Origin of the sequence: Capnocytophaga cynodegmi DSM 19736 (assembly GCF_000379185.1) — a bacterium.
Classification (GTDB): domain Bacteria; phylum Bacteroidota; class Bacteroidia; order Flavobacteriales; family Flavobacteriaceae; genus Capnocytophaga; species Capnocytophaga cynodegmi.
This window is the reverse complement of sequence record NZ_KB900703.1, coordinates 113604-137944: the sequence shown is the minus strand read 5'-3', so window position 1 is coordinate 137944 and position 24341 is coordinate 113604. Positions and strand designations below refer to the sequence as shown.

The 24341-nt window shown below is 34.8% G+C and carries 21 protein-coding genes; 18 read left to right on the top strand and 3 right to left on the bottom strand.

Features of this window, described 5'->3' with window-relative positions:
• Positions 1 to 107: 107 nt before the first annotated feature.
• The 4 genes from YW9_RS0100590 to YW9_RS0100575 are packed head-to-tail and all read left to right on the top strand — an operon-like array spanning position 108 to position 1945.
• Positions 108 to 776 carry a DUF2461 domain-containing protein gene (locus tag YW9_RS0100590; protein ID WP_018278231.1) on the top strand — a complete coding sequence of 223 codons (669 nt, stop codon included), beginning with the start codon at positions 108 to 110 and terminating at the stop codon, positions 774 to 776.
• A 39-nt stretch (positions 777 to 815) separates the two neighbouring features.
• Entirely contained in the window at positions 816 to 1184 is a 369-nt protein-coding gene (locus YW9_RS0100585; protein WP_018278230.1) for a ribosomal maturation YjgA family protein, read from the top strand.
• 8 nt (positions 1185 to 1192) lie between these two features.
• Positions 1193 to 1546 carry a cupin domain-containing protein gene (locus YW9_RS0100580; protein ID WP_018278229.1) on the top strand — a complete coding sequence of 118 codons (354 nt, stop codon included), beginning with the start codon at positions 1193 to 1195 and terminating at the stop codon, positions 1544 to 1546.
• 3 nt (positions 1547 to 1549) lie between these two features.
• Entirely contained in the window at positions 1550 to 1945 is a 396-nt protein-coding gene (locus YW9_RS0100575; RefSeq protein ID WP_018278228.1) for a group III truncated hemoglobin, read from the top strand.
• Between the two features lie 39 nt (positions 1946 to 1984).
• Here the strand turns inward: YW9_RS0100575 and YW9_RS0100570 are convergent, their stop codons facing one another.
• Positions 1985 to 2470, bottom strand: coding sequence for a hypothetical protein (locus YW9_RS0100570; protein ID WP_018278227.1), 486 nt, complete (start codon positions 2468 to 2470; stop codon positions 1985 to 1987).
• Between the two features lie 169 nt (positions 2471 to 2639).
• On the opposite strand from YW9_RS0100570, the gene purN reads away from it, so the two are divergent.
• The 4 genes from purN to YW9_RS0100550 all read left to right on the top strand — a co-directional run bounded on the left by purN (position 2640) and on the right by YW9_RS0100550 (position 8967).
• Positions 2640 to 3203, top strand: coding sequence for a phosphoribosylglycinamide formyltransferase (purN, locus tag YW9_RS0100565; protein ID WP_018278226.1), 564 nt, complete (start codon positions 2640 to 2642; stop codon positions 3201 to 3203).
• Positions 3204 to 3231: 28 nt separating this feature from the next.
• Positions 3232 to 4092: an MBL fold metallo-hydrolase gene (locus tag YW9_RS0100560; RefSeq protein WP_018278225.1), complete on the top strand. Its 861-nt coding sequence runs from the start codon at positions 3232 to 3234 to the stop codon at positions 4090 to 4092.
• A gap of 181 nt (positions 4093 to 4273) precedes the next feature.
• Complete coding sequence (locus tag YW9_RS0100555; protein WP_026193696.1) at positions 4274 to 7333, top strand: SusC/RagA family TonB-linked outer membrane protein; 3060 nt, start codon at positions 4274 to 4276, stop codon at positions 7331 to 7333.
• A gap of 11 nt (positions 7334 to 7344) precedes the next feature.
• Complete coding sequence (locus YW9_RS0100550; RefSeq protein ID WP_018278223.1) at positions 7345 to 8967, top strand: RagB/SusD family nutrient uptake outer membrane protein; 1623 nt, start codon at positions 7345 to 7347, stop codon at positions 8965 to 8967.
• A gap of 67 nt (positions 8968 to 9034) precedes the next feature.
• Here the strand turns inward: YW9_RS0100550 and rnpA are convergent, their stop codons facing one another.
• Positions 9035 to 9424: a ribonuclease P protein component gene (rnpA, locus tag YW9_RS0100545; protein ID WP_018278222.1), complete on the bottom strand. Its 390-nt coding sequence runs from the start codon at positions 9422 to 9424 to the stop codon at positions 9035 to 9037.
• Positions 9425 to 9429: 5 nt separating this feature from the next.
• Complete coding sequence (locus YW9_RS0100540) at positions 9430 to 11292, bottom strand: M1 family metallopeptidase (protein ID WP_018278221.1); 1863 nt, start codon at positions 11290 to 11292, stop codon at positions 9430 to 9432.
• 254 nt (positions 11293 to 11546) lie between these two features.
• Between YW9_RS0100540 and YW9_RS0100535 the strand changes: the two genes are divergently transcribed.
• The 10 genes from YW9_RS0100535 to YW9_RS12950 all read left to right on the top strand — a co-directional run bounded on the left by YW9_RS0100535 (position 11547) and on the right by YW9_RS12950 (position 24206).
• Positions 11547 to 14468: a SusC/RagA family TonB-linked outer membrane protein gene (locus YW9_RS0100535; protein ID WP_018278220.1), complete on the top strand. Its 2922-nt coding sequence runs from the start codon at positions 11547 to 11549 to the stop codon at positions 14466 to 14468.
• Between the two features lie 22 nt (positions 14469 to 14490).
• Entirely contained in the window at positions 14491 to 16059 is a 1569-nt protein-coding gene (locus tag YW9_RS0100530) for a RagB/SusD family nutrient uptake outer membrane protein (RefSeq protein WP_018278219.1), read from the top strand.
• Positions 16060 to 16122: 63 nt separating this feature from the next.
• Complete coding sequence (locus YW9_RS0100525) at positions 16123 to 17154, top strand: SusE domain-containing protein (RefSeq protein ID WP_018278218.1); 1032 nt, start codon at positions 16123 to 16125, stop codon at positions 17152 to 17154.
• A gap of 344 nt (positions 17155 to 17498) precedes the next feature.
• A complete protein-coding gene (locus YW9_RS12315) occupies positions 17499 to 17948 on the top strand; it encodes a hypothetical protein (protein ID WP_018278217.1) in 450 nt (149 codons plus the stop codon).
• Between the two features lie 7 nt (positions 17949 to 17955).
• Positions 17956 to 18273, top strand: a complete 318-nt coding sequence (locus YW9_RS0100515) for a hypothetical protein (RefSeq protein WP_018278216.1) — start codon at positions 17956 to 17958, stop codon at positions 18271 to 18273.
• A 121-nt stretch (positions 18274 to 18394) separates the two neighbouring features.
• Entirely contained in the window at positions 18395 to 20668 is a 2274-nt protein-coding gene (locus YW9_RS0100510; protein WP_026193695.1) for a hypothetical protein, read from the top strand.
• 240 nt (positions 20669 to 20908) lie between these two features.
• Positions 20909 to 21436: a YceI family protein gene (locus YW9_RS0100505; RefSeq protein ID WP_018278214.1), complete on the top strand. Its 528-nt coding sequence runs from the start codon at positions 20909 to 20911 to the stop codon at positions 21434 to 21436.
• A 129-nt stretch (positions 21437 to 21565) separates the two neighbouring features.
• The gene (locus YW9_RS0100495) at positions 21566 to 22138 is read left to right on the top strand and encodes a Crp/Fnr family transcriptional regulator (protein ID WP_018278212.1); all 573 of its coding nucleotides are present in this window, start codon (positions 21566 to 21568) and stop codon (positions 22136 to 22138) included.
• Between the two features lie 153 nt (positions 22139 to 22291).
• Complete coding sequence (locus YW9_RS0100490) at positions 22292 to 23191, top strand: pirin family protein (RefSeq protein ID WP_018278211.1); 900 nt, start codon at positions 22292 to 22294, stop codon at positions 23189 to 23191.
• 139 nt (positions 23192 to 23330) lie between these two features.
• Complete coding sequence (locus YW9_RS12950) at positions 23331 to 24206, top strand: toll/interleukin-1 receptor domain-containing protein (RefSeq protein ID WP_167933604.1); 876 nt, start codon at positions 23331 to 23333, stop codon at positions 24204 to 24206.
• Positions 24207 to 24341: the final 135 nt, after the last annotated feature.

The window sequence follows — 24341 nt, the reverse complement described above, 5'->3', positions numbered from 1 at the left end:
ATTAATTTACTTACAGAATTTAATGATTACTACAAAGCAAAGTAAGGATAAAGTTTTCTGCTTGTAGAAAATTTTAGCCTTACTAATTATAAAAAAATTAAAAATATATGGAAAAAATATTTGCTTTCTTAAAACAACTATCGCAAAATAACAATCGTGAATGGTTTGCAGAGAATAAACATACCTTTGAGGAGGCAAAGGCAGAAGCTGAGGCTTTTTTTCGTGCCATTTATGAAGAAATAGCTCAAAATGATTTTGTTGGAGAGATGAAAATGTATCGAATTTATAAAGATATACGTTTTTCAAAAGATAAAACACCTTATAAAACTCATTTTGGACTTTATTTTCCACGAAAACAGCCTCATCATCGCGGTGGATATTATGTACATCTGTCACCTGAAGAAACTTTTGTAGGTGGTGGCTTTTTTGCTCCTAATAAAGAAGACCTTTTTCGCATTCGCAAGGAAATTCAGCTCGATGCACAAGGCTTTCTGCAAGTGATGCAATCCAAAGGAATTCGGGATTATTACAATGGAGAACTTTGGGGAGAAGAACTGAAGACTGCCCCAAAAGAATTCGACAAAAATGACCCAATGATTACCTATATCCGAAAGAAACAATTCTTGCTCAAACGTGATTTTACAACAACTGAAGCATTACGACCTGATTTTTCGGAAAAAGTTGTAAAGTCTTTTGAAGTTATGCGTCCGTTTTTTGAGTTTATGACCACTGCCCTAACAACAAATCTTAATGGAGAATCACTTTTTAATGAGTAAAATTAAATTTTCTGTTGTAACATTGCTTTTATAAAATGTATGAAGTTTCAATTTAATAAAAAATATTTCCTACAGGCGGTATCTTTATTCCTTATAGAAGTTTTAATAGCTACTATTTTCCGAAAAATTTATTTTCTGAGAGCTTATGTAGGAGATATTTTAGTAGTAATGCTTATTTATACATTTGTTTTATCATTTCTGAAAGTAAAAAATAAAGATAAGTTGCTTGTCTGTATATTTCTTTTTGCAGTTGCTATTGAAATCTTGCAATTTTTCAAAATCGCCGAGTTGCTGGGCTTCTCCAAAGGTAGTATTGGTTACATCTTAATGGGGAATTACTTCTCTTGGGAAGATATTATTTGCTACGCAGTGGGTTGCATTCTATTAAAAATATTTAATTCAAAATAAATTACATTATGAAGTTAAGTTCATTCAGTAAGAACCTTGTTTTTTCACCAGAAAAGATACATACACAAGTAGTTTTAGAATCTGAGTTTTCGAAAGAAATCCGTATTACAATGTCTGAAGGACAACTAATGAAAGAACATCAAACTAAGTTCCCTATTGTGGTTCATATTCTGGAAGGAACTATCAATTTTGGGGTTGGCGGAAGTGTTCATACAATGAAAAAGGGAGATATCATTGCATTGGAAGGAAATGTTCCTCACGATTTAAAAGCTCTGGAGAATAGCATTGTGCGTCTGACACTTTCCAAGCAAGATAAAATTTCGAGGGTTGAAGAAGTTGTTAAACAATCTGAAAAAAACTAACGTATGAAGGAAATCGAAACAAGGGAAGATATAAACCGATTGGTAAAAGCCTTCTACATTCAGATACGTAAGCACGACTTGCTAGGTCCCATCTTTAACAGCCACATCGCAGAAGAACAATGGCCTCCGCATTTGGAAAAACTCACCGATTTTTGGGAAACAATCCTCTTCGGGGTTCAAAAATTCAAAGGAAGTCCTTCGTTAAAGCACATCGAAGTGGATAAAAATCTGAACTATGGCATTACACAAGAGCATTTTAACCAATGGGTAAGCCTCTGGCACGAAACAATCGATAAAATGTTTGAAGGTGTGGTTGCCCAACGAGCAAAAGAAGCGTCAAACCAAATGGCTATAGGGCAATATACGATGTTATGGCGTTACCGACCTGAAAATTTTTAACAACGGAAGATAGGAATTAAGAACTCACTTAATTCCTTTTTATTTTTTAGGAAGTATTCCCAACACTTTTTGAAGTTCAACAACTGATTTTTCCATTCGCCTAACGATTTTATTATCGGTAACTTCGCGTCGTAGCTCAGGTTGTTGATACCACGAAGTGTCAGCTCCTGCACGGCAATGGCTGATTTCCAAATTATCGTCAATATTTACAACAAAGAAATATTCGGAAGGGAAATACGCATCTTTCACATCAAAGAATACAATAGCTCGGGGCAAATAAAAATCACCATATTCAGCAGTATTATGAATTTTATCGTGATTCCATACCACAGCATATTTGAATCCTTTGTCTTTCTTTTTCCAAGACAATATAGACACCTCTTGAGGCAATTCAAAAATATGTAATACATCTTTCTCAATGAAAGAAGTGCTTATCATAATTTTAGCAAAAGCTTCTCTTGTAATTTTCTTATTTTGAAGAGGTTCACCGTGTATTTGTCTACTTCTGTAATATATCCTTGGCATAAAATAAGGTGCTTTATAGGTTTGCAAATATATATAATTATCTTCTTATTTTTTACACAGATTTATGTTTTGTTAATATCTTTTTATACCTTTGTGTTCGTATGCGTTTCTCTTACAGAAAGAGAAATAATATCAGATAATTTCACTATTGATTTTCAATTAAGTACATATGAAAAAAATCATCATTTTTGCATCTGGTTCAGGTAGTAATGCGGAGCGAATAGCAACTTTTTTTAAAGATGATAAAAATATTCAAGTAAGTTTGATACTTTCCAACAACCCTAAAGCTGGTGTTTTGGAACGGGCTAAACGTTTGCAAATTCCGTCGATTGTTTTTGACAGACAAGCGTTTTACCATTCGGAAATTGTACTTGACATTATCCAAAGTCAAAATCCTGACTTAATTATTTTGGCTGGTTTTCTATGGAAATTTCCTGAAAATATCATTAAAAATTTTCCTAATAAAATTATCAATATTCACCCGTCATTATTACCAAAATATGGCGGAAAAGGAATGTATGGAGGCTTTGTACATCAGTCAGTTATCGAAAACAGAGAACCAGAAAGTGGCATCACAATTCATTATGTAAATGAAAATTATGATGAAGGCACAATTATTTTTCAAACCAAAACAGAAGTGTCAGCAAACGATACACCTGAAACATTGGCAGAAAAAATACATCAGCTTGAATATGAACATTTTCCTAAAATTATTGCTTCTTTGTTGAAATAAAAAATTTTTCAAATTTAAACACACCATTATGAAAATATATCCTATTGAAACAGTGAATTTTAAGCTAGACGGAGGAGCAATGTTTGGTGTTGTTCCTAAAACTATTTGGCAAAAAACAAACCCAGCAGACGCTAATAATCAAATTGATTTATCTGCTCGATGTATGCTTATAGAAGATGGTAATCGACTGATTTTGATTGACACAGGAATGGGCAACAAACAATCCAATAAATTTTTTGGATATTATGCACTTTGGGGAAAAGCCAATTTAGATGATTCATTGAGGAAAGTAGGATTTCATCGTGATGATATCACTGATGTTTTTATGACACACTTGCACTTTGACCATTGTGGAGGGTCAATCCAATGGAATAAAGACCGAACAGGTTACGAACCAGCCTTCAAAAACGCCCGATTTTGGACAAATGAAAAACATTGGCAATGGGCAACTAAACCCAATGCTCGTGAAAAGGCTTCTTTCCTAAAAGAAAATATTTTACCAATGGAAGAAAGTGGTCAGCTACATTTTATTGATAATCAAAAGAAAACTTTTTTACAAAATAGCGAATTAGGTTTTGATATCCTTTTTGTAGATGGTCATACAGAAAAACAAATGCTCCCATACATTGATTATCAAGGAAAAAAATTAGTTTTTGTAGCCGATTTACTACCAACAATAGGTCACATTCCATTGCCATACGTTATGGGATATGACACACGCCCCTTATTGACCATTGCTGAAAAAGAACTTTTCCTAAAAGAAGCTGCTGAAAACGAATACTATCTATTTTTGGAACACGATGCCCATCACGAAATCTGCACAGTAAAACGAACCGAAGTTGGTGTACGACTCAATGAAACATACAAATTTGATGAAATTTTCTCTTAGAAACAGAAGAAAAGTTTCTAAATCGAAACTTTAAAATTTCGTTTTGTTTCTAAACAATTACTTTTTTCATAAAAATAGAAACCAAAATAATTTTTTTAAGAAAATTTTTCATAGCTTTGTCTGTCGTATTTTGAAAACGAAAAACATATATTATTAATCAACAAATTAAAACAATCAAGGTATGTTCAGACATTTACTCACATTACTTGTGTTGATTTTAGCTCTACCAATGTCAGCACAAGTGAAAGTAACAGGAAAAGTTACAGATGGAATGAATAGTCCGTTACCGGGAGCCAATGTTACGGTAAAAGGGACTACGAAAGGAGTGAGTTCCGATTTTGATGGGAACTACGAAATTGAAGCTAAGCAGGGTGATATACTCGAATTTAGTTTCATAGGTTTTCAAACCCAAACTCAAAAAGTGACGGGAGGAAAAACACAAATCATTAACGTTGTACTACAAGAAGATGCACAAGAGCTTGATGATGTTGTAGTTATAGGTTACGGAACTCAGAAGAAAGCCAATCTTACGGGGACAGTAAATACGGTTAAAGCAGAAACCATTGAAGGGAAAGCCACCACATCGCTTACCAATGCACTTCAAGGAGTTGCCCCAGGGGTAACTATTATTTCTCGCCCTGGTGACATCGGCAATGATATGGGGAACATCAATGTGCGCGGACGAGGTAGCTTAGGAACTGCAGCACCTTTGTATATAGTTGATGGTATTCCAGTAAGTGAAGGAGATTTTCAACGAATTTATACAGGAGATATTGAAAGTATCAGTGTATTGAAAGATGCCGCAGCGTCAGCAATTTACGGAGCAAGAGCAGCTCACGGGGTTTTTCTAGTAACTACTAAGAAAGGAAAAGAAGGAAAAGCTAGTATTTCTTATAATGGATATTATGGTTTCCAATCACCTACTATTCTTCCGAAAAAACTAAATTCATATAATTATGCAACTCTTCTTAATGAAGCTAATATTAACGCAGGTAAAGACGCAATTTATGACCAAAAAGCTATTGACAGAATTGTAGCTCAAGATTCACCTGATTTATATCCAAATAACGATTGGTATTCATTAGTTTTCAGAAAACATATTCCTATTCAAGAACACAATATCAATATTTCTGGAGGTGGGAAAACACGTTATTTTGTTAGTGGAACTTTCTATGAGCAAGAGTCTGTAGTGAAGGGGCGTTTGTTGGACAGATATAGCTTTAGAGCTAATACAGAACGTGATTTTACTGACAAATTCACCTTAGGCACAAACATCTCATATGTACAGGATTACTTTAACAGAGATGGTAATTTCTCCATTACAGATTTGGACAGAATGACGCCACTAACCGTAGCTCGTCATACTGATGGAAGCTGGGGAACCGTAACTGGAGGTAACGAAAGTACAGTGTTAGCAGAAAACAACCCACTTAGAAAAGCCGCAGAATACGGTCGTAAGGATTACATAGCAACTCGATTTAACGGCTCAATCAACGCCATATGGAAGCCCATAAAAGGTTTAAATATCACAGGACAGCTTTCATACAGAACTTTTGACAAGAGAGACACCGAATTTAAAAATAAAGTAGGACAGCTCACAGGTTTCATCTCTAAAAAGCCTATGAAAGGAACCGATGGTCAGACCATCAATAAAATGACAAAAAAATGGGAACACGTAAAAAATCTTACCTCACAGGTATATGCCAATTACGATTTCTCTTTGAACAATCATAATTTTTCACTGATGGGTGGTACACAATACGAAGACTACCGTTATGAGTGGCTTGAAGCATCACGGAAAGATTTCCCGAATAACAATTTGAACTCCATCAATTCAGGTTCAGGAAAAGCGGAAAATTTAGGTAATGACGGAAGAATCCAAGAACGTGCCTTCTTATCGTATTTTGGTCGATTAAAATACAATTACGATGGAAAATACCTATTTGAAGCCAACGTTCGTGCTGACCAATCTTCGCAATTTCCAAAAGAAAATAGATTAGGAGTTTTTCCTTCATTTTCAGCAGCATATCGCATTTCACAAGAAAGTTTTATGAAGAATATTGAATGGCTTTCTGATTTAAAATTACGAGCTTCGTGGGGTAAATTAGGAAATGTTGACAATGTGGGTTATTACGATTATTATGATGCTCTTGGAGTTGGTTCTGCATACGTCACTGATGGAGTGAAAAATGATGGAGTTTGGCCTTCCATTCAAGTAAACAAAAATCTAACTTGGGAAACTGTTACAATGACCAATTTAGGACTTGATGCTTCATTTTTTAAAAACTCATTGAACATTCAGCTAGATGTTTTTGACAAATTAACTACTGACATTTTGCTTAAAATGCCTCAACCTTATGAATTAGGCTTGTTAACCAATAGAAATTTAGATGAAAGGGCAGCTAAAAATGCAGGAAAGGTTTCTAACAAAGGTATTGAAGCCTTGGTTTCTTACAGAGGAAGTATTGGAGATTTCAAATATGGTATTTCTGGAAATATTTCCAAAATATGGAACAAAATTATTGATTTAAACGGACAAGACAACCAAGTAAATGGTAATTTTATTCTTAAAGAAGGTGAAGCTATTGGTTCTTTTTACGGCTACAAAGCTCTTGGCCTATTCAGAGATAGTGAAGATGTCAAAAATCACGTGAAACAAGATGCAGCAACTGAACCTGGAGATATAAAATACGCAGATACTGACAAAAATGGCAAGTTTGATGCCGATGACCGCACAATTTTAGGAAACGATGTACCTTATTTTACTTATGGGTTAGGTTTTGATGTTTCCTATAAAGGATTTGACTTTTCAGTACAGGGACAAGGGGTAAGAGATGTGCTTGTATATCTATCAGAAGAGGCATCACAAGCATTTTTTAATGGAGCAGGAGCAAAAGAATATCACTTAGGACGTTGGACAACGCAAAATCCTGATCCTAATGCTAATTATCCTCGTTTACTTATTACCTCAGCTAACAATCATAATACCAGAACCTCATCATTTTGGTTGTATGATGCGGATTATTTCCGTATAAAAAGTATTATCTTAGGATACACAATGCCACAAGAAGTAAGCCAACTCATAGGTTTCCAAAAGGTGCGTTTCTATCTATCAGGAACAAACCTAATTACTTTCCGAGCTGACAAACGCCTGAAAGACTTTGACCCAGAAGCTCCTTCACAACGTGGCACATATCCTAATATGAAGAATATTATCTTCGGAGTAAATGTATCATTTTAAAAAGAATCATTATGAAATTAAAACATATAATACCTTTATTTATAGCCTTGTTCGCCACAGGTTGTAATTTAGATAAAGAACCTCAAGATAAAATCTTTTCAGATAGTTTCTGGAAATCAGAAAATGATGTAAAACTTGCCTTGATGGGGTGTTATGCATACATTCCTGCAAGTGTGTATAATGCCTATAACGATGGTTATGCCGACAACTCATACTGCCAATATCCTTGGGAAAGTAAAGCTACAATAGCATCTGCTGGAGATATCACTGATAATGATGATTTTGGATATAGCTTTATAGGTCTTCGTCGCTTTAATTATTTTTTGGAAAATATAGACAACGCTCCCGTTTCTGATGCTCTAAAAAAACAAACAAAAGCAGAAGTACGTACACTTCGAGCGTGGTTTTATTTTAATTTAGCTTCCAAATTTGGAGATGTTCCCCTAATTAAAAACTATATTTCTGAAACTGAAGAAGGACAAGTAGCCCCAACTTCTGAAAAAGAAGTTATTAACTTCGTAATCAATGAGCTTACTGAAAGCATTCCTGATTTACCAACTGCTCCTTCTGTAAAAAGCCGTTTGGGACAAGCTGCTGGTTACACAATCAAAGCACGTGTACACTTGTTCTATGAGCAATATGCAGAAGTTGTGGAGGCTACCAAAGCCATTATGAATATGGGGTATGATTTATTTAAGTTAAAAGCAAATCTTAGTGAAGAAAAGGATGATTATTCAACTTTTATAACATTTACTGATAACACTCACAAACAGAAATTCTACGATGGGCTTCGTAGTTACGAAAAATTGTTTTGGGACGAAAACAAGAATAACGAAGAAGTTATTTTAAATCAAGAATTCATAGAAGATAATTTTAATTATATAAGTTTGTACTTACTATCAAGTAATGCTGGTGGTGGTTGGAGTTCTATCACTCCTACAGTAGATATGGTAAATGCTTATTGGAAAGCAGATGGAACAAGCTTTACCCCTCCAACAGACAGCGAAAGAAAAGCCAACTATAATGATGGAAAATTTAATTCTGCATATTTAGAGGAATTCAAAAATCGTGATACACGTCTGTATGCCTCTATTCTGTATCCAGGAGCTATTTGGAATTCCGTTTTAGGTGATAACACATTTGTTTGGCAAAACAATGGAAAGGCCAACAACACCTCTAAAACAGGTTATAATTACAGAAAAATGGTTGACCCCAATGAAACTATATACAGAAAATCAAATGATTTTCCGCTTATTCGTTATGCTGAAATTCTACTAATGTATGCCGAAGCTGAAAACGAAATAGTTGGGGCAGATGGTAGTGTTTATGATGCTTTGAACAAAATCCGAAATAGAGTAGGAATGCCAGATGTAACAGCGGGGCTATCAAAAGAAGCAATGCGTGACGTTATCCGTAATGAACGTCGTATTGAATTGGCCTGTGAAGGACATCGTTGGAATGATATTCGTCGTTGGGGAATTTCTTCTCAGGTAATGAAAGATATTCATAGCATTCAGGGAGAATTGGCTCAAAAACGTCGTTGGGAAGACAAGTACGTTCGTTTACCTTTCCCTATTTCTGCTATTGACAGAAATCCTAAATTAAAGGAAGCTCAAAAAGCTAAGGGATATTAGTTTTCATAAGTTTATATTCAAAATTAACAATAAAAAATCACCCTGTTTTTGGGTGATTTTTTATTTATTATTCTGGTAAAATAGCTTTTCCAAACTTCTCAAAACAAGCAGAGACACTCTTATAAATGGTTTGATAATCTGCCATTTCTTTTCCTGTAAAAATTAGTGCCAGAACATATTTTTCAGAAGTAGCTTCACTCAAGAAATGTTTCTGCAAACGATAACTTTCACGAATAAGCCGTTTAATGCGATTTCGATGGACAGCTTTTTTGAATTGCCTTTTAGGAACACTGATAAGTACCTGAAATTGGGAATCTAAATCATTTTCAAGCGGAAAGTAAATCATTTTCAGAGGATAATTTTGCACACTTTTTCCCTCTGAAAATAATTGTTGAATGTACTTTAGTTTACATAGTTTTTCCGATTTAGGAAAAGAAAAGTCGTTGCTTTTTGACACAAATACTAATTATTAAATACGTTATTTTCTTTGTTAATATCAACTGAAATATTAAAAGGATCAATAATTATACTTTCAAGTTCTTGCATAGGTAAATCAACTTCAAAGGTATACGTCAGATTTGCCCAACCCCAAGATGATAGTATATGTTGTTGATAAGATTTATAAGGGTTTTCCTTATTTCCAAAGGTCATCCGCAGCGGAATGTGATAGTAGTGTATTTTTTTACTTTTTTCAATCACAAACAAATCCACAGGCAGAGGCAATCTACCTATTCTTCGTAAAGTAATTTCAGTTTTATCTCCCTTTGGTTTTACACTTTCAATAGCATAATCAGCTGTGTGAGTTGTTCCGATAAATTCATTTAGGAACCATTGCAATTGCATTCCTGATACTTTTTCAGCTACACGAATAAAGTCATTCGGTGTAGGGTTTTTAAATGCAAAATCTTTATAAAATTTTTGTAGTGATTTGATAACATTCTGTTCACCCATTATGTATCCTAATTGAGTTAGAAACAACAAACCTTTACTATATGCCATAACTGAATAAGAAAAGTTTTTATCAAATCTGTCAGCGTGTGTGGTAGCGGGTTCTTCCAATCCTGATTTGACTAATTCGTAATAACTTGTATAGGAATTCTGGAAAGGATTCCCCTTACTATCGGGTGATATTATACTATGCATAGCCAAATCTTCTATGAAGGAAGTGAAACCCTCATCCATCCAAGCATATGAGCTTTCATCAGTGGCTAATAAATGTTGAAACCAAGCGTGAGCAAGTTCGTGAATAGAAGTTCCTAAAACAGATTCATATTTTTCTCCACCAGCGACCAATGTACACATTGCATATTCCATTCCACCATCACCCCCCTGAATAAATGAATATTGCTCCCAAGGATACTTTCCTACAATCTCATTGAAAAAATCAAAAACTTTCACCAACTCTGGTTGCATTTTTCGCCAATTTTCATCGTATTTCTTATAAAGAAAATGAAATACTTTTCCATCTTTCAAAGCAACTTTATCGTGCTTGAATTCCATATCAGCAGCCCACGTAAAATCGTGTACATTTTTAGCTACAAAATGCCAAGTTTTTGTTTTTCCTTTGGCTTTCGGAACTTTCACTCCTTCGTTTTCGTAACCAAACCCAATTTCATTATTGTTTTGTAACACTCCCGAACCTCCAAGTATATAATTTTTATCAATGGTAATTTTAACATCGAAATTTCCCCAAACACCATAAAATTCACGAACAATGTACTCTGTTGGGTGCCAACCTCTGTAGTCGTAAGCAGCAATTTTTGGATACCATTGTGCCATTGAAAGAGCCACACCATCTCTGCTATTTCTTCCTGTACGGCGAATCATTACAGGCACTTGTGCTTCAAACTCCATATCAAAAATAACTTTTGAGTTAGGCAAGATAGGATTTTTCAGATTTACTTTCAGTATTGTACCTTCCGTTTTGTGTGAAACGCTTTCTCCGTTTTGTGTAAGTGATTTCACGTGGATATATCCTATTTCATTAGGCTTAAGTGAAGCTATTCTACTTTCATATATCGGATTTTCTTTCGTTCCTTTGTTAACAACCATTCGGCGGTCAGGGTCTGTGATGGATTGCAAACGAGCGTCCATTTCGCTACCTGGCTGAAAGGCGTTCAAATAAAGATGATAAAAAACCACCTGAAGTGTATCAGAAGAGTTGTTCGTGTAAGTAAGTTTTTGCTTTCCTTTGTATTGAAAATTCTTGACGTCCATATCAATTTCCATTTCATAATTGGCTTGTTGTTGCCAATATGAAGTGTTTTGAGCTTTTGAAAAAGTAAAAACTCCCAAAAGGAATACTGCAAATATGTATTTATTCATTGAAATTTAATTTTGATTAGAATCGCAAAGATAGCTGTTTCTGTTGTAAGTCCAAAAAGGAAATATTTTAAGCTCAGTTTAGTAATTTAAAAACATCAGTACAATACGTTAAAAAGAGCAAAAGTTATTCACACTAAATCGTTTTCGTTTCGATTTGTTTCGAGAAGAAATTTTTCGGAATAAAAAAAGTTGTACTTTTACAACCGAGAAGTAGAATTGTTATAATATTTTGTTTAATTGTTAAGGAATTATTTATGAAAGTATCAAATGTATGTACTTTGTTTTTGTTTCTTTTCGTTTCTGTAGGGTTGTATGCCCAACAAATTGTAAAAGGAACAGTCAAAGACGCTGCTACGGGCGACCCTCTACCAGGAGTAAGTATCGTTGTGAAAGGGACTACGCACGGAACAGCCACAGATTTTGACGGTATGTATGAACTTAAAGCTGAAAAGGGGCAAATATTGGTATTCTCCTATATTGGCTTTAAAAATCAAGAAGTTTTGGTAAAAAGCGAAAACCAAACTATTAATGTTAATTTACAAGAAGACACACAACAACTTGAAGATGTAGTCGTTATCGGATATGGAGTTGCTAAGAAGAAAGATGTTACTGGTTCTGTAAACTTGGTAACAACCAAAGATTTCAACAAAGGGCAAAACCTTTCTGCTGGTGATTTATTGCAAGGTAAGGTTGCAGGTGTTCAAATTACTTCGGGAGGTGGTGCTCCTGGTGATGGGCAAAACATTCGCGTTCGTGGTACGGGGTCTTTGACGTTAAACTCTAATCCACTTGTGGTAGTTGATGGTGTTCCGATGAACGACGGAGCTATCGGAGGAGCGAGAAATATTTTAAATGACATCAATCCTGATGATATTGAAAGTATGACCGTTTTGAAAGATGCCTCATCAACAGCTATTTATGGTTCTCGTGCTGCCAATGGGGTTATTATGATTACTACCAAAAAAGGAAGAGCTAATCAAGAGACACAAGTTTCTGTAAATTCAAGCATTTCAATTTCAGAAGTTTCTGACTACGTAAATTTACTTTCAGCAGATGAATTTCGTGCATTGGTAAACAAAACAGGAAATGCAACCCAAAAAGCTATTTTGGGTAATGCTTCAACTAATTGGCAAAAGGAAATTTACCAAGTAGCTCCAACTACAAACACAACGGTGGGCATCTCAGGAAACTTAGCCTCAATACCATATCGTCTTTCGTTAGGACACACCTATGCTGATGGGGTTTTGAAAACAGATAAATTCCAACGTGGAACAGCCAAACTTTCGCTAACACCACGATTTTTTGACAATTCATTAAAAACAGAATTGAACGTTTCAGGTTCATTTGTAAAAAACCGCTTTGCTGAAAGAGGTGCTATTGGTTCGGCTATAGAATTCGACCCAACACAACCTGTTCGCATCAATTCCACTAAATACGATGGATATTTTTCTTGGTTAGACGCAAGTAGTGGCTCACAGAGCAACACGGCCCCAGTAAACCCAATGGCTTTATTAAACCTAAGAAACAATACTGCCGATGTAAAACGATTGATTTCCAATTTGAAATTGGATTATACGTTACCTTTCTTTAAGGATATTACAGCTACTATCAATGCAGGGGTTGATATAACCAAAAGTGACGGAAAAGACATTACCGACCCTAAAATGCCAAACTCTTCAACTGATTTTAACGGAGTTACTACCATCTACGGAAACAAAGCCGTTAATATGCTTTTTGATGCGTATGCCAACTATATGAAAGACTTGGACAAACATTCAATCTCATTTATGGCTGGGCATTCATACCAAAAATTTGAGTTTACCAATGATTCAAATCAAACACAATATTTTAAAGGCAAAAATGATTTGATTATTCCTGTAATTGACAAAAGCCGAAATGTTCTAATTTCTTTCTTCGGAAGAGCCAACTATAGCTTTGACAATCGTTATATGCTTACTGCAACACTTCGTGCCGATGCTTCATCAAAGCTAAATCCTGACGACCGTTGGGGATACTTCCCTTCAGTGGCTTTGGCTTGGAATGCTAAAAATGAATCTTTCCTAAAAGAAAGCGAAAATGTTAATGAATTGAAATTACGTTTGGGATACGGAGAAGTAGGTAACGTAAACGGATTGGGAGATTATCTATTCCTTACTCGTTATGTAGGAAGTGTGAATCAAGGGGCTTACTATCAATTCGGAAATCAGTTTGTACCAACAGCTCGTCCTGAGAGTTTGAATAAAAACTTACGTTGGGAAGTAGGTAACACACTTAATGCAGGTATTGATTATGGCTTCTGGCAAAATCGTGTATCAGGTAGCATTGATGTATATCGAAAACTTACTAAAGACCTTATCGCTGAAAGCAACGTAGCTCCATTTACCAACTACGGAAGCCGCATTTCGAGCAACATTGGTGATATGGAGAATAAAGGAATTGAATTCTTATTGAACGTTGTTCCTGTTCGCACTGATGATATTAATTGGACATTGAGCTACAACATTGCCTACAACGATAATAAAATCACACGCCTTACCAACTTGCAAAACGTAGGAGGAATTAGTGGCGGTACTGGAAACACCGTACAACGCCATCAGGAAGGATATGCTCCTTACACTTTCTTCCTATATCAACAGGTATATGACAATAAAGGATTCCCTATTGAAGGAGCATATGTGGACAGAAATAACGACGGCAAAATCACTGAAGATGACCGCTATATGGGTAAATCACCATATGCTGACGTAACAATGGGGCTTACCACCAATCTGAACTACAAAAACTGGGATTTGAACATCGCTACACGTGCTAGTTTAGGAAACTATGTGTACGATAACGTATCTTCATCAAGAGCTGCTTTAAGTAGAGTGTATAGCGACAATATTTTACGTAACACTACAACATCGTACTACGATACTTTATTATCTGCAACTACTACCGAAACGCTACTTAGCGATATGTACCTACACGATGGGTCCTTCTTCAAGATTGACAATGTAACTCTGGGATATAACTTCCCTAAAGATAAATATGGTATTCGTATATATGGAACAGTACAAAACGTTCTGACACTGACCAATTACAAAGGTTTAGACCCAGAAGTATTTGGAGGCGTTGACAACAACGTATATCCACGTCCAAGAACGTATCTATTGGGTATCAATGTAAATTTCTAAACAAAAAATTAATTTTTAGAAGATGAAAAAATTTAGTACATATAAAATTTTTGGTCTTGCACTGGCTTTAACCTTAAGTGGTTGTATGAAAGACCTTGACCAAGACCCATCTATCGACCCCGATAGCATCAACTCAAGTTCAGTACAAACTAATCCTGAATATGCTAAACAAACTTTAGCAAAGGTATATGCCTCATTAGTTTTGACAGGGCAACAAGGACCTATCGGAGCAGCTGACATTCAAGGACTTGATGAAGGTACATCACAATTCACACGTTTGCTATTCTATATGCAAGAATTACCAACAGACAATGCTATCGTTGCGTGGTCTGACCCTGGAGTTCCTGATTTCCACAATATGAACTGGTCTTCTTCCAACGGAATTATTGAAGCGATGTACTACCGATTGGCACAATCCGTTTCATTCGCTAACTCATTCATTGCCAATAATGAAAATAGTTCCAATGAAGAGATGAAAAAGTATGGCGTAGCTGAGGCACGTTTCATCAGAGCGTATGCATATTACCATTTGATGGATTTGTTTGGTAATGTACCTGTTCTTACTCAAGTACAAGACAATCTTACTGGGCAAAATACTCGTAAAGAGGTTTTTGAATTCATCGAAAGTGAACTCAAAGCCATTGAAAGTGAACTAAAACCTGCTAAAGGTAACGAATACGGACGTGTTGATGTCGTAGCTGCGTGGGCATTGCTTTCACGTTTGTACTTAAATGCTGAAGTATACACAGGTACAGAGCGTTACGATGATTGTATCACATATAGCGAGAAAGTTATCAACTCAGGATATGCGTTACACAACAGCTATTCACACTTGTTCTTGGCTGATAATGACACTAACGGAGCACAAAATGAAAATATCTTTACAGCTAATTTTGATGGAGTCAACTCACAAACTTGGGCTGGAAGTACTTTCCTTGTTCACGCTGCGATTGGTGGTAAAATGAAACTAACTGATTTTGGCGTTAGTGGAGGTGCTTGGGCAGGTATCCGCACAACCAAATCATTGGTTGAAAAATTTTCAGGTGCAGGTAATCCACCTACTTCTTGGACGGATAAAAGAGCAATGTTCTTCACTGACGGACAAAAATATGAAATCGCAAATGTTTCGGACTTTAAAGAAGGTTATGCTGTGATGAAGTTCAAAAACTTAACCTCAGCAGGTAAATTTGGGAAAGACCCAGGAGGGCAATTTGTAGATACAGATGTAGCACTTATCCGTCTGGGTGAAATTTACCTAAATTATGCTGAAGCTGCGGTTCGTAAAGGGACAAATCAGGCAAATGCTTTGCAATACGTGAATGCACTCCGTACACGTTCAGGAGCGAACGCTCTTTCAAATTTGACAATTGAAAACGTGCTTGATGAACGTTCCAGAGAGCTTTATTGGGAAGGTTTCCGTCGTACTGACCTTATCCGTTACGGACATTTCACTTCATCAACTTATGTGTGGCCATTTAAAGGTGGAGTAGCCAACGGAACGGGAGTAGACGCATACCGAAACTTGTACCCTATCCCTACCAATATTATATTGGCTTCAAAAGGAGTTTTAAAACAAAACGCTGGATATTAATAACATCATAAAGTTGTCCGAGTAATTACTTTCCTCGGGCAACTTATTTAAACGTATATAAAAATGAAAAAAATAATATACCTTATGAGTTTGCTAACATTAACGTTAGTAAGCTGCGAAAAAGATGAGAAAATCACTTATGATGGCAACGCAAAGGTAACCACTACCCTTTCTGCTGAAAGTGTTACATTAGATAAGGATAAAAAAGAGGAGACCGCACTAACTGTTTCGTGGGAAAGTACATCTCTAAATGTAAATGTAGCCAAACCAATATATGAGATTGTGTTTACTAATGGCAAAAAATCAGCGGTGGAAACAGCTTCAAAATCCCCTGTTGTGTTTACTGTTGCTCAACTGAACAAAATAATGCTTGGCATCAATGTTAAAACAGGTGAAGAAACTGAAATTTCAGTAGCCGTTAAAAGAAAATTAGGTTTGAATCAACACGTAGGCTTTACGGAAAAAAAACTCAAAGTAATTGCTTATAAAGACCTTATCTCACCAACAGAATGGGGCGTAGTGGGAAGTGCTACACCTAATGGTTGGGACGGACCTGATACTCCATTCTGGAAATTGGAAGGAGATGATACTCAGTATGTAGCCTATATCACTCTAAAAGACGGAGATATTAAATTCCGTAAAAATAACAAATGGGACGTTAATTTAGGAGGTGCCAATGGAAGTCTTTCTGACGGAGGCGATAACATAAAAGTAACTGCAGGTACATACAGAATTCTTTTGAATGTAGAAGCTAAAACATATAGTATTGAAGAGTACTCTTGGGGAATAGTTGGTGATGGAGCCAATGGCTGGGATGCTGACAAGGGTACAGATATTCAACTTTTTTATGATGGAGGTACTAATAGTTGGAAAGCTGAAAATGTAACTCTTAAAGATGGGCAAATCAAATTCCGATTGAATAACAAATGGGATAAAAATTACGGAGCAGACTCTGCTGTAGAACCTGCCACTGAACAAAGTGGAAAACTTGTCTTAGGTGGAAAAAACATCAAATCAAGTGCAGGGACTTACAATGTTACTGTTTCGCTTGACGAAAAAAACAAAACAGGAACATATAAGTTAGAAAAACCATAAAAAGGAAAACCATAAGGTAAAACCGAATAGAAATTTCTATTCGGTTTTTTTGTTCATAATAGCTATTGACTTTTACACTTTAATATTACAATCACTCTTACCCTATTGCTAAACATATTTCTTCTTTTTAGCTTTAGAATTTTGCAAAAAAGCCATATTCAATATAACGTACCGAAGTAGATTGCAATCCCCCACCCCAAAAATACTCACAAAATAGAAAATAACTTTAGTACAAATCACACATCAAGCATAGCATAATAACTATAAAAAATTAACATAAATATTTTCCTTTTTAATCTTATAATTTCGTATTTTTGTGTCAATTAATTTTAATTCGAAAAAAAATGAAAACAAAAACAATTTTAATACTGCTGTTACTGGTGGTAATAGCGTGTGGGAAAAGAATAAATGAGACTATTGAAAATATAACATTTACGACCATCGCAAAAGGAACTTTGTATGGCAACGAAAAGGAATATATTACCAAAAGTAATTTTGTTATATCTTCACAAAGTGATTTCAATGATTTAATATCTAATATGAGTAAAATTAATAACATATCTGATACTTTAACAGAGAAAGAGATTGATTTTTCAAAATATCAAATCATTGCTATTTTTGATGAAGTTAAATCTTCAGGTCCTTCGGATATAACAATAACAAAAATAGTTGAACTGAAGAATTATATTGAAGTATTTATCAATAAAACGATTAAAGATGGAGCTGTAATGAATCAGCCATATCATATTGTAAAAACCCCAAAGCGTGAAAAGAATATAATTTTAAGAAAATAAAAACATAATGAAAACAAAAACAATTTTAATACTGCTATTATTAGTGGTAATGGGGTGCTGTAAGAAAGAAGAGGAAGTGTTTCCCAAAGATACACTTATAGCACAAGGAGAAATCACTGATTGGGGAAGTCCTGCAGTAGATGGTTGTGGTTGGCTTATCAAAATAGATGAAAACACTTTTGCGATGGATAACTTTAATGAAAAATTCAAAGAAAATAACTTGAAAGTAAAAGTGTATTACCTGCAAACCGATTTTCATTATCTCTGCGGGAGGGGCGGAAAACCTTTTCGAGTAATCAGAATTTTAAAAATGGAAAAATTATAAAGTAAAACAATTTTAGAAGTTATGAGATTTCATAACTTCTTTTTTATTAATCAACTTACTGATGATATTTTTGCTGTTTGTTTATTTTTATGTAGTTTTGTCATACTAATAAAATCATTTTATGAAGAAAATACTTACATTATTCTGCATTTTGATGTCTTTCGGGGCAATTGCACAGACTGAAAACGTACAAGGAACGTATTATTCAAATTCACTTACCCAAGACTTGAAATTAAAAATAAATGAGGATAAAACCTTTGATATCGTAATCCTTTCAGGAAAATACGAATTGGGGAAAGACAACGCTATCGATTTTGCATTCGATAACGTATCTACATTTGTGGTTCGGGAAAAAGAAAAAGGGAACAAAAACACACTGAAAGTTACCTTAAATTCAAATTATGAACACGTCGACCTGAAGTTTTTGTACATTGGTTATGAAGATGAAAACAACGAAGTGAAATACGAAAATCTGTATGATAAAATTTCAGCCAATGAAACAACAAAAGAAGCATATACTGAAAACCGAGAAACAATTTATTCCTTAGGAACTTTTGAAATTCCTAAAACAGAAAACCTGTATTTGGTCAATGCTACCCAAATGCCAAGTTCGGAAAAAAAAGCAAGTGTTATCATCGAAAAGTTTCCCATTAAAAAAGATATTTCTTCTGTTGATGTATTCTTTACCTTATCGGGACTTTACGCTTCTGTCCCGAAAATTGCAGGGAAGTATAACAAGCAACAACAAAGCATTCAGTTACTTGATTTTTATAGTGAATATGACGTTCTCTTTGAAAAAAAATCAAAACGTAACGATGGAAAAAATATAAACAAGACTTCTGCCGATGAAGTTAAAAACTGGGAACATATAACATACTCACAAGATGAGAATTTCCCATCGGATTCCATCTATTCATCTGTGGAAACAAAGGTAAAACTTGATGTGAAGGACAATCTGGCTGACGCTCTAAAATCTGCCAAAAAACACAGCAAATTACTTTTGGTTTTCTATCAGCCCGAAAATACCGAAAAAGCAAAAGAAGAGTTCAATGATTTAATTTCACAATATGAATCGGACTTGAGTTATTACAATGAATATGAATTTTCAAAATATGATATCGTTGATTTCTATTTTGCTGACAAAAAAGACGAAAAGTGGTTCAAAAAGAAGAATATCAAAACGCAAAATCAGTTTATCTGTCTGAACGACAATGGCGAAATCTTATATCACGAGCCAAACACAGTAAGCAATGTCAAAAATAATATTTACGCAGGAAGTTCTTTTATTTCAGTTTTGGAAGGAGCTTTTATTGCCAAAGCAATTGATGACGTTTTCAGCAACAAAAAAGCAACCATTTCACAAATAGAAAATGTTTTCTTAAAAGCTCTGGCATCGAATAGTATTCCTCTGTACGTTTACAGAGAGAAAAGCAATGATGAAGAACAAAAAGATTCAAAAGATTGGGAATTATATCTTGAAAATTTTAAAGACATCAAGAATTTGTACAAGTTCAAATCAACACCTGAACAAGCGGACAAACATTGGAAAAGAATAATAGACGCTCATAAAAAAGACACCCAGCTCGATGTTCCGTTTGCAACTTTGTTGAGCAAGAATTATGAAACGTACAGCTTATATTACGACCACGAAAACTACTACAAAAAACTATTTGATATAAAGAGAAAAAACGATAAAACCGATTTGGAAGCAACTCAGTATTTAATCAAATTTTATGAGCAAATACAAACATACAACGATAATCTGTACAAAAAAGAAGATTACATCAACTTAGAAACAATTAACGTTAATACAGATATCGTCACTTCGGTGTTAAACAAAATCGCGGAAGATTCACCAGAACTTAGCGAAAAAGTAAAACTAACTTACATTGAAGGTAAACAAAAAAAGGTATTTGATTATGAAAACCTAAAACCATTCTTCGAAGAATTTTATCCCGAAGAACAAATAACCCTTTTTGAGGATTACTATCAAACGATGACCTCTGCTGATGCTTCCAATATCATTCTGTCTCTTGACAAAGTATATTCTCAAAATACAAAGCAACAATTCAACGATTGGATATATTACAAAAATAACTTTGCTAATGAATGTAACAACATCGCTTGGCAAATCGTTGAAAAATATAGAAATAATAAAACACTTTTAGAAAAAGCTCTGAAGTGGTCCAAAACCTCTTTAGAATTGGAGAGCGAAAATCCTCATTATTTAGACACATACGCACATTTGCTTTATTTCACAAACAACAAAGAAAAAGCAATTGAAACACAACGTAAAGCGTTTCAAATACTTGAAAACAGCCAAGAAGACTACGAACAAGAATTGAAAGAGGAAATAAAACAAACTCTCAAGAAAATGGAAAGCGGAAGTCTTTAAGATACATAGTTTGAAGATAATTTTATCAACACTCTCATTCAAAAATAATTATAATAAAAAAATGGAGAACTCAACTTTGAGTTCTCCATTTTTTATTCACATAAATCAATTAGCTTTTTAATACGAAGAATATATACTTATTTTTTCGAATTTAAGCCTAAAAATCACTTCTTGACTTACATCAATGACGGAGAGTAAAAAACCGCTTACCTTTGCCCCGAATTTAAAACTAAAGAAGATATGTCAACAGTAAAATGGTCATTAGATACCGCTCACAGTGAATTGAATTTCAAGGTAAAACACCTTATGATTTCTAATGTAAAAGGAAGTTTCAAAGATTTTTCAGTGGAAATTCTTGGCGAAGATTTCGCTACTTCAAAAGTAAATGCACAGGTAAAAACTACTTCTATTTTTACTAACAACGAAGACAGAGACAACCACTTGCGTAGTGCCGATTTCTTCGATGTAGAAAACTTCCCAGAAATGAAATTTGAAGGAACTTCTCTTACCAAAAAATCAAGTGACGAGTTCACTTTGGTAGGAAACCTTACCATAAAAGATGTTACCAAAGAAGTAGCTTTAGCGGTAGATTTCGGAGGGGTAAGCAAAGACCCTTGGGGAAATGAAAAATTAGGTTTTTCTGTAAAAGGAAAAATCAACAGAAAAGATTTCGGACTTAACTGGAATGCCGCTTTGGAAACAGGAGGTGTTTTGGTAAGCGATGAAGTAAGAATCGAAGGAGAATTGCAATTTGCAAAACAAAACTAAAAATAAATAAAACTCAATCACTAACTAATCTCAGGGCTTTTACAATGATTGTAAAAGCTCTGATTTTTTGTTTCAACAGAAAATTTCTAACCAAATTTGTATTATCTTTACCTCCAAAATTGATAGGCAATGATGGTTAGTGAATATTTTTCAAAGTTGGTGGAACTCTCTATCGAAGAAAAAAACTTGATAGATAATAGTTTTGAATTAAAATCTTTTTCCAAAGGAGATTTTCCGTTGCGTTCGGGAGAGGTTTGTGAATCTGAGTTTTTTGTAAAAAAGGGCTGTCTTAAAAATTATTATATCGACTTTCAAGGCAATGAAATTATCTTGTCTTTTGCCATAGAGCATTGGTGGATTGGTGATTTTGAAAGTTTCAATCGTCGTACCCCGAGTAAAATGTTTGTAGAGGCTTTGGAAGATAGCGAAGTTTACACCATTTCTTATAACAAAAAACAACAGCTCCTCAAAGATATTCCTCAATTGGAACGAGCCTATCGCATACTTTTAGAACGACATCTGCAAAATTATCAGGAGCGAATTTATTCTGTATTGGCACTCTCCGCACAAGAACGCTACGAACGATTTTTGGAAAAATACGCCAAATTGGTACAATGCGTTCCGCAGTATTCTATCGCTTCCTTTTTGGGGGTAACTCCTGAAACGCTAAGCCGTATCAGAGCTAAACAAGCTAAGAAATAGAAAAATTCGTAGAAATAAAAATCACATAGAAATATAGAAAAAACCTATGTTTCTATGTGGTTTAAAAATATAATTTCGTTATTGTCCTATGTCAATAGTTAGGAATAAAAAATACGCTACTTTTGCATCATAGAACAATTAAAATCAAAAAATATGTCAAACATCGGAATTATATTAGAAGAAAAAGCAGCAGATATCGGCAACTTTTTGGTAGGAAGATTACTTCCTTTTCGCGAAAAAAGAGCGGTAGGACCTTTCGCGTTCATCGACCATATGGGACCTGCCGACCTGAAAGATTATCAGAATTTGGATGTGGCACCGCATCCGCATATTGGGCTTTCTACGCTCACTTATTTGTTCGAGGGGTCTATTTTCCACAGAGATAGCATCGGTTCGCAAATGGAAATTCAGCCTGGAGCGGTCAATTGGATGACGGCAGGAAAAGGCGTGGTGCATTCCGAAAGAACACCTGATTATCTAAGAAATACGGAGAAAAAACTACACGGACTCCAAATTTGGGTGGCTCTACCGAAACATTTGGAAGATTGCGACCCTAGTTTTCATCATATCGAAGCGGAGGAGCTTCCGCATTGGGAGGAAAATGGCGTACAGGTAAAACTGATTGCTGGAGAGGCTTTTGGGAAAAAATCGCCCGTACCTGTGCATAGCCCGTTGTTTTTCATTGAACTGAAAGCCAAGGAGAAAACCAAACTCCACATCGGCGAAGACCTCTACGGAGAAGCGGCAATGTATGTACTGGAAGGCACGGTGAACATTGAGGGGAACGACTATGGCTCTAAACAATTGTTAGTGGCTAAAAACAGTAAGTTATGCGAGTTTGAGATGAGTGAAAATTCGGTGGTGTATATTTTCGGTGGAGAGCCTTTTCCTGAAGAACGATTTATGTTTTGGAATTTCGTGAGCTCCGACAAAGAAAAAATAGAAAAAGCTAAACAAAACTGGAAAGAACAAAACCACGAAGCCTTCCCAAAAGTCATTGACGATGAAGACGATTTCGTGCCACTGCCTACCTATCCGCTGAAAAGTAAATAATTTTAACTAAAAGCCGTCCTGAAAGGGATGGTTTTTTAATTTTTGGTGCATTTTATAATATTGAAGTTTTTTTGGTACGAAAAAATTATATCTTTGCGACAGATATAAAAATTAAGGTATAATTAAAATTATGAATAAAATGAAAATATTTATTAGCTGGTCAGGAGAACTTTCAAAAAATATTGCCGAAATTTTCAGACAATGGATACCTGGTGTTATCCAAGCAGTTAAACCCTACTATTCTCCTGACGATATAACTAAAGGAACTCGTTGGAGTACAGAAATATCAAAAGAACTAGATGCCTCAAAAATTGGCATAATTTGCCTTACAAAAGATAACTTAGATAGTAGCTGGATAATGTTTGAAGCAGGAGCTTTATCCAAGAATATTGAAAAATCAAAAGTTGTACCGCTACTTTTTGGTGTTGAACCCTCTGATATACAAGGTCCCTTAGTTCAATTTCAAGCAGCTAAATTTTCAAAAACAGAAATGAAAAAAGTTGTTAATATGATTAATTCAGAATTAGGGGAAAACTCGTTATCTCCTGATGTCATTGATAGCGTCTTTGATATGTGGTGGACAAAATTGGAGTCGCAGATTAAAGAAGTAGAAGAAAGTGCAAAAAGTATAGAGAATAAAGGGCTAAGAACAGAAAGAGATTTGATTGAAGAAATCCTTTCTTTAACTAGAGAGTTATCAATTAATAGAAGATTTGAAAGAGAAAGAGAATTCAATCCAAGAGCTTTTGAAGATATGATTAACTCTGTTGAAAGATTGACACAAGTAGCTTATGAAACAAGAAATTTCGAATTAATTGAGTGTATCAAAGATTTACATAAACCATTGGAATATTTTATAGAAGAAGGCATGAGTTCATTACCCAATTTTCGAAAGGATTTATATTCAAGGTATAGACGGACACGGATGATGTTAGATGATTTTATATCACTATCAGAAGAAAAAAATGATGAACCAATGAGAAGAGTAGGAATGAAACGGGATAATTTGAAATAATTATCCAATATCAACTTAATTTTGTAATGAAAATTTAAAAAAATGAACAATACCATATTTAAAAACTTTCTTGACCCATATCAATGAAAAATCTAACGAAAAGAAATACCTTTACACCCTGAAAATTTAATATTA

What these genes read in the sequence shown, in the direction of transcription:
- YW9_RS0100590 (WP_018278231.1), top strand. Translation starts at nt 108, where the DNA reads ATGGAAAAAATATTTGCTTTCTTAAAACAACTATCGCAAAATAACAAT.
- YW9_RS0100585 (WP_018278230.1), top strand. Translation starts at nt 816, where the DNA reads ATGAAGTTTCAATTTAATAAAAAATATTTCCTACAGGCGGTATCTTTA.
- YW9_RS0100580 (WP_018278229.1), top strand. Translation starts at nt 1,193, where the DNA reads ATGAAGTTAAGTTCATTCAGTAAGAACCTTGTTTTTTCACCAGAAAAG.
- YW9_RS0100575 (WP_018278228.1), top strand. Translation starts at nt 1,550, where the DNA reads ATGAAGGAAATCGAAACAAGGGAAGATATAAACCGATTGGTAAAAGCC.
- YW9_RS0100570 (WP_018278227.1), bottom strand. Translation starts at nt 2,470, where the DNA reads ATGCCAAGGATATATTACAGAAGTAGACAAATACACGGTGAACCTCTT.
- purN (WP_018278226.1), top strand. Translation starts at nt 2,640, where the DNA reads ATGAAAAAAATCATCATTTTTGCATCTGGTTCAGGTAGTAATGCGGAG.
- YW9_RS0100560 (WP_018278225.1), top strand. Translation starts at nt 3,232, where the DNA reads ATGAAAATATATCCTATTGAAACAGTGAATTTTAAGCTAGACGGAGGA.
- YW9_RS0100555 (WP_026193696.1), top strand. Translation starts at nt 4,274, where the DNA reads ATGTTCAGACATTTACTCACATTACTTGTGTTGATTTTAGCTCTACCA.
- YW9_RS0100550 (WP_018278223.1), top strand. Translation starts at nt 7,345, where the DNA reads ATGAAATTAAAACATATAATACCTTTATTTATAGCCTTGTTCGCCACA.
- YW9_RS0100540 (WP_018278221.1), bottom strand. Translation starts at nt 11,292, where the DNA reads ATGAATAAATACATATTTGCAGTATTCCTTTTGGGAGTTTTTACTTTT.
- YW9_RS0100535 (WP_018278220.1), top strand. Translation starts at nt 11,547, where the DNA reads ATGAAAGTATCAAATGTATGTACTTTGTTTTTGTTTCTTTTCGTTTCT.
- YW9_RS0100530 (WP_018278219.1), top strand. Translation starts at nt 14,491, where the DNA reads ATGAAAAAATTTAGTACATATAAAATTTTTGGTCTTGCACTGGCTTTA.
- YW9_RS0100525 (WP_018278218.1), top strand. Translation starts at nt 16,123, where the DNA reads ATGAAAAAAATAATATACCTTATGAGTTTGCTAACATTAACGTTAGTA.
- YW9_RS12315 (WP_018278217.1), top strand. Translation starts at nt 17,499, where the DNA reads ATGAAAACAAAAACAATTTTAATACTGCTGTTACTGGTGGTAATAGCG.
- YW9_RS0100515 (WP_018278216.1), top strand. Translation starts at nt 17,956, where the DNA reads ATGAAAACAAAAACAATTTTAATACTGCTATTATTAGTGGTAATGGGG.
- YW9_RS0100510 (WP_026193695.1), top strand. Translation starts at nt 18,395, where the DNA reads ATGAAGAAAATACTTACATTATTCTGCATTTTGATGTCTTTCGGGGCA.
- YW9_RS0100505 (WP_018278214.1), top strand. Translation starts at nt 20,909, where the DNA reads ATGTCAACAGTAAAATGGTCATTAGATACCGCTCACAGTGAATTGAAT.
- YW9_RS0100495 (WP_018278212.1), top strand. Translation starts at nt 21,566, where the DNA reads ATGATGGTTAGTGAATATTTTTCAAAGTTGGTGGAACTCTCTATCGAA.
- YW9_RS0100490 (WP_018278211.1), top strand. Translation starts at nt 22,292, where the DNA reads ATGTCAAACATCGGAATTATATTAGAAGAAAAAGCAGCAGATATCGGC.
- YW9_RS12950 (WP_167933604.1), top strand. Translation starts at nt 23,331, where the DNA reads ATGAAAATATTTATTAGCTGGTCAGGAGAACTTTCAAAAAATATTGCC.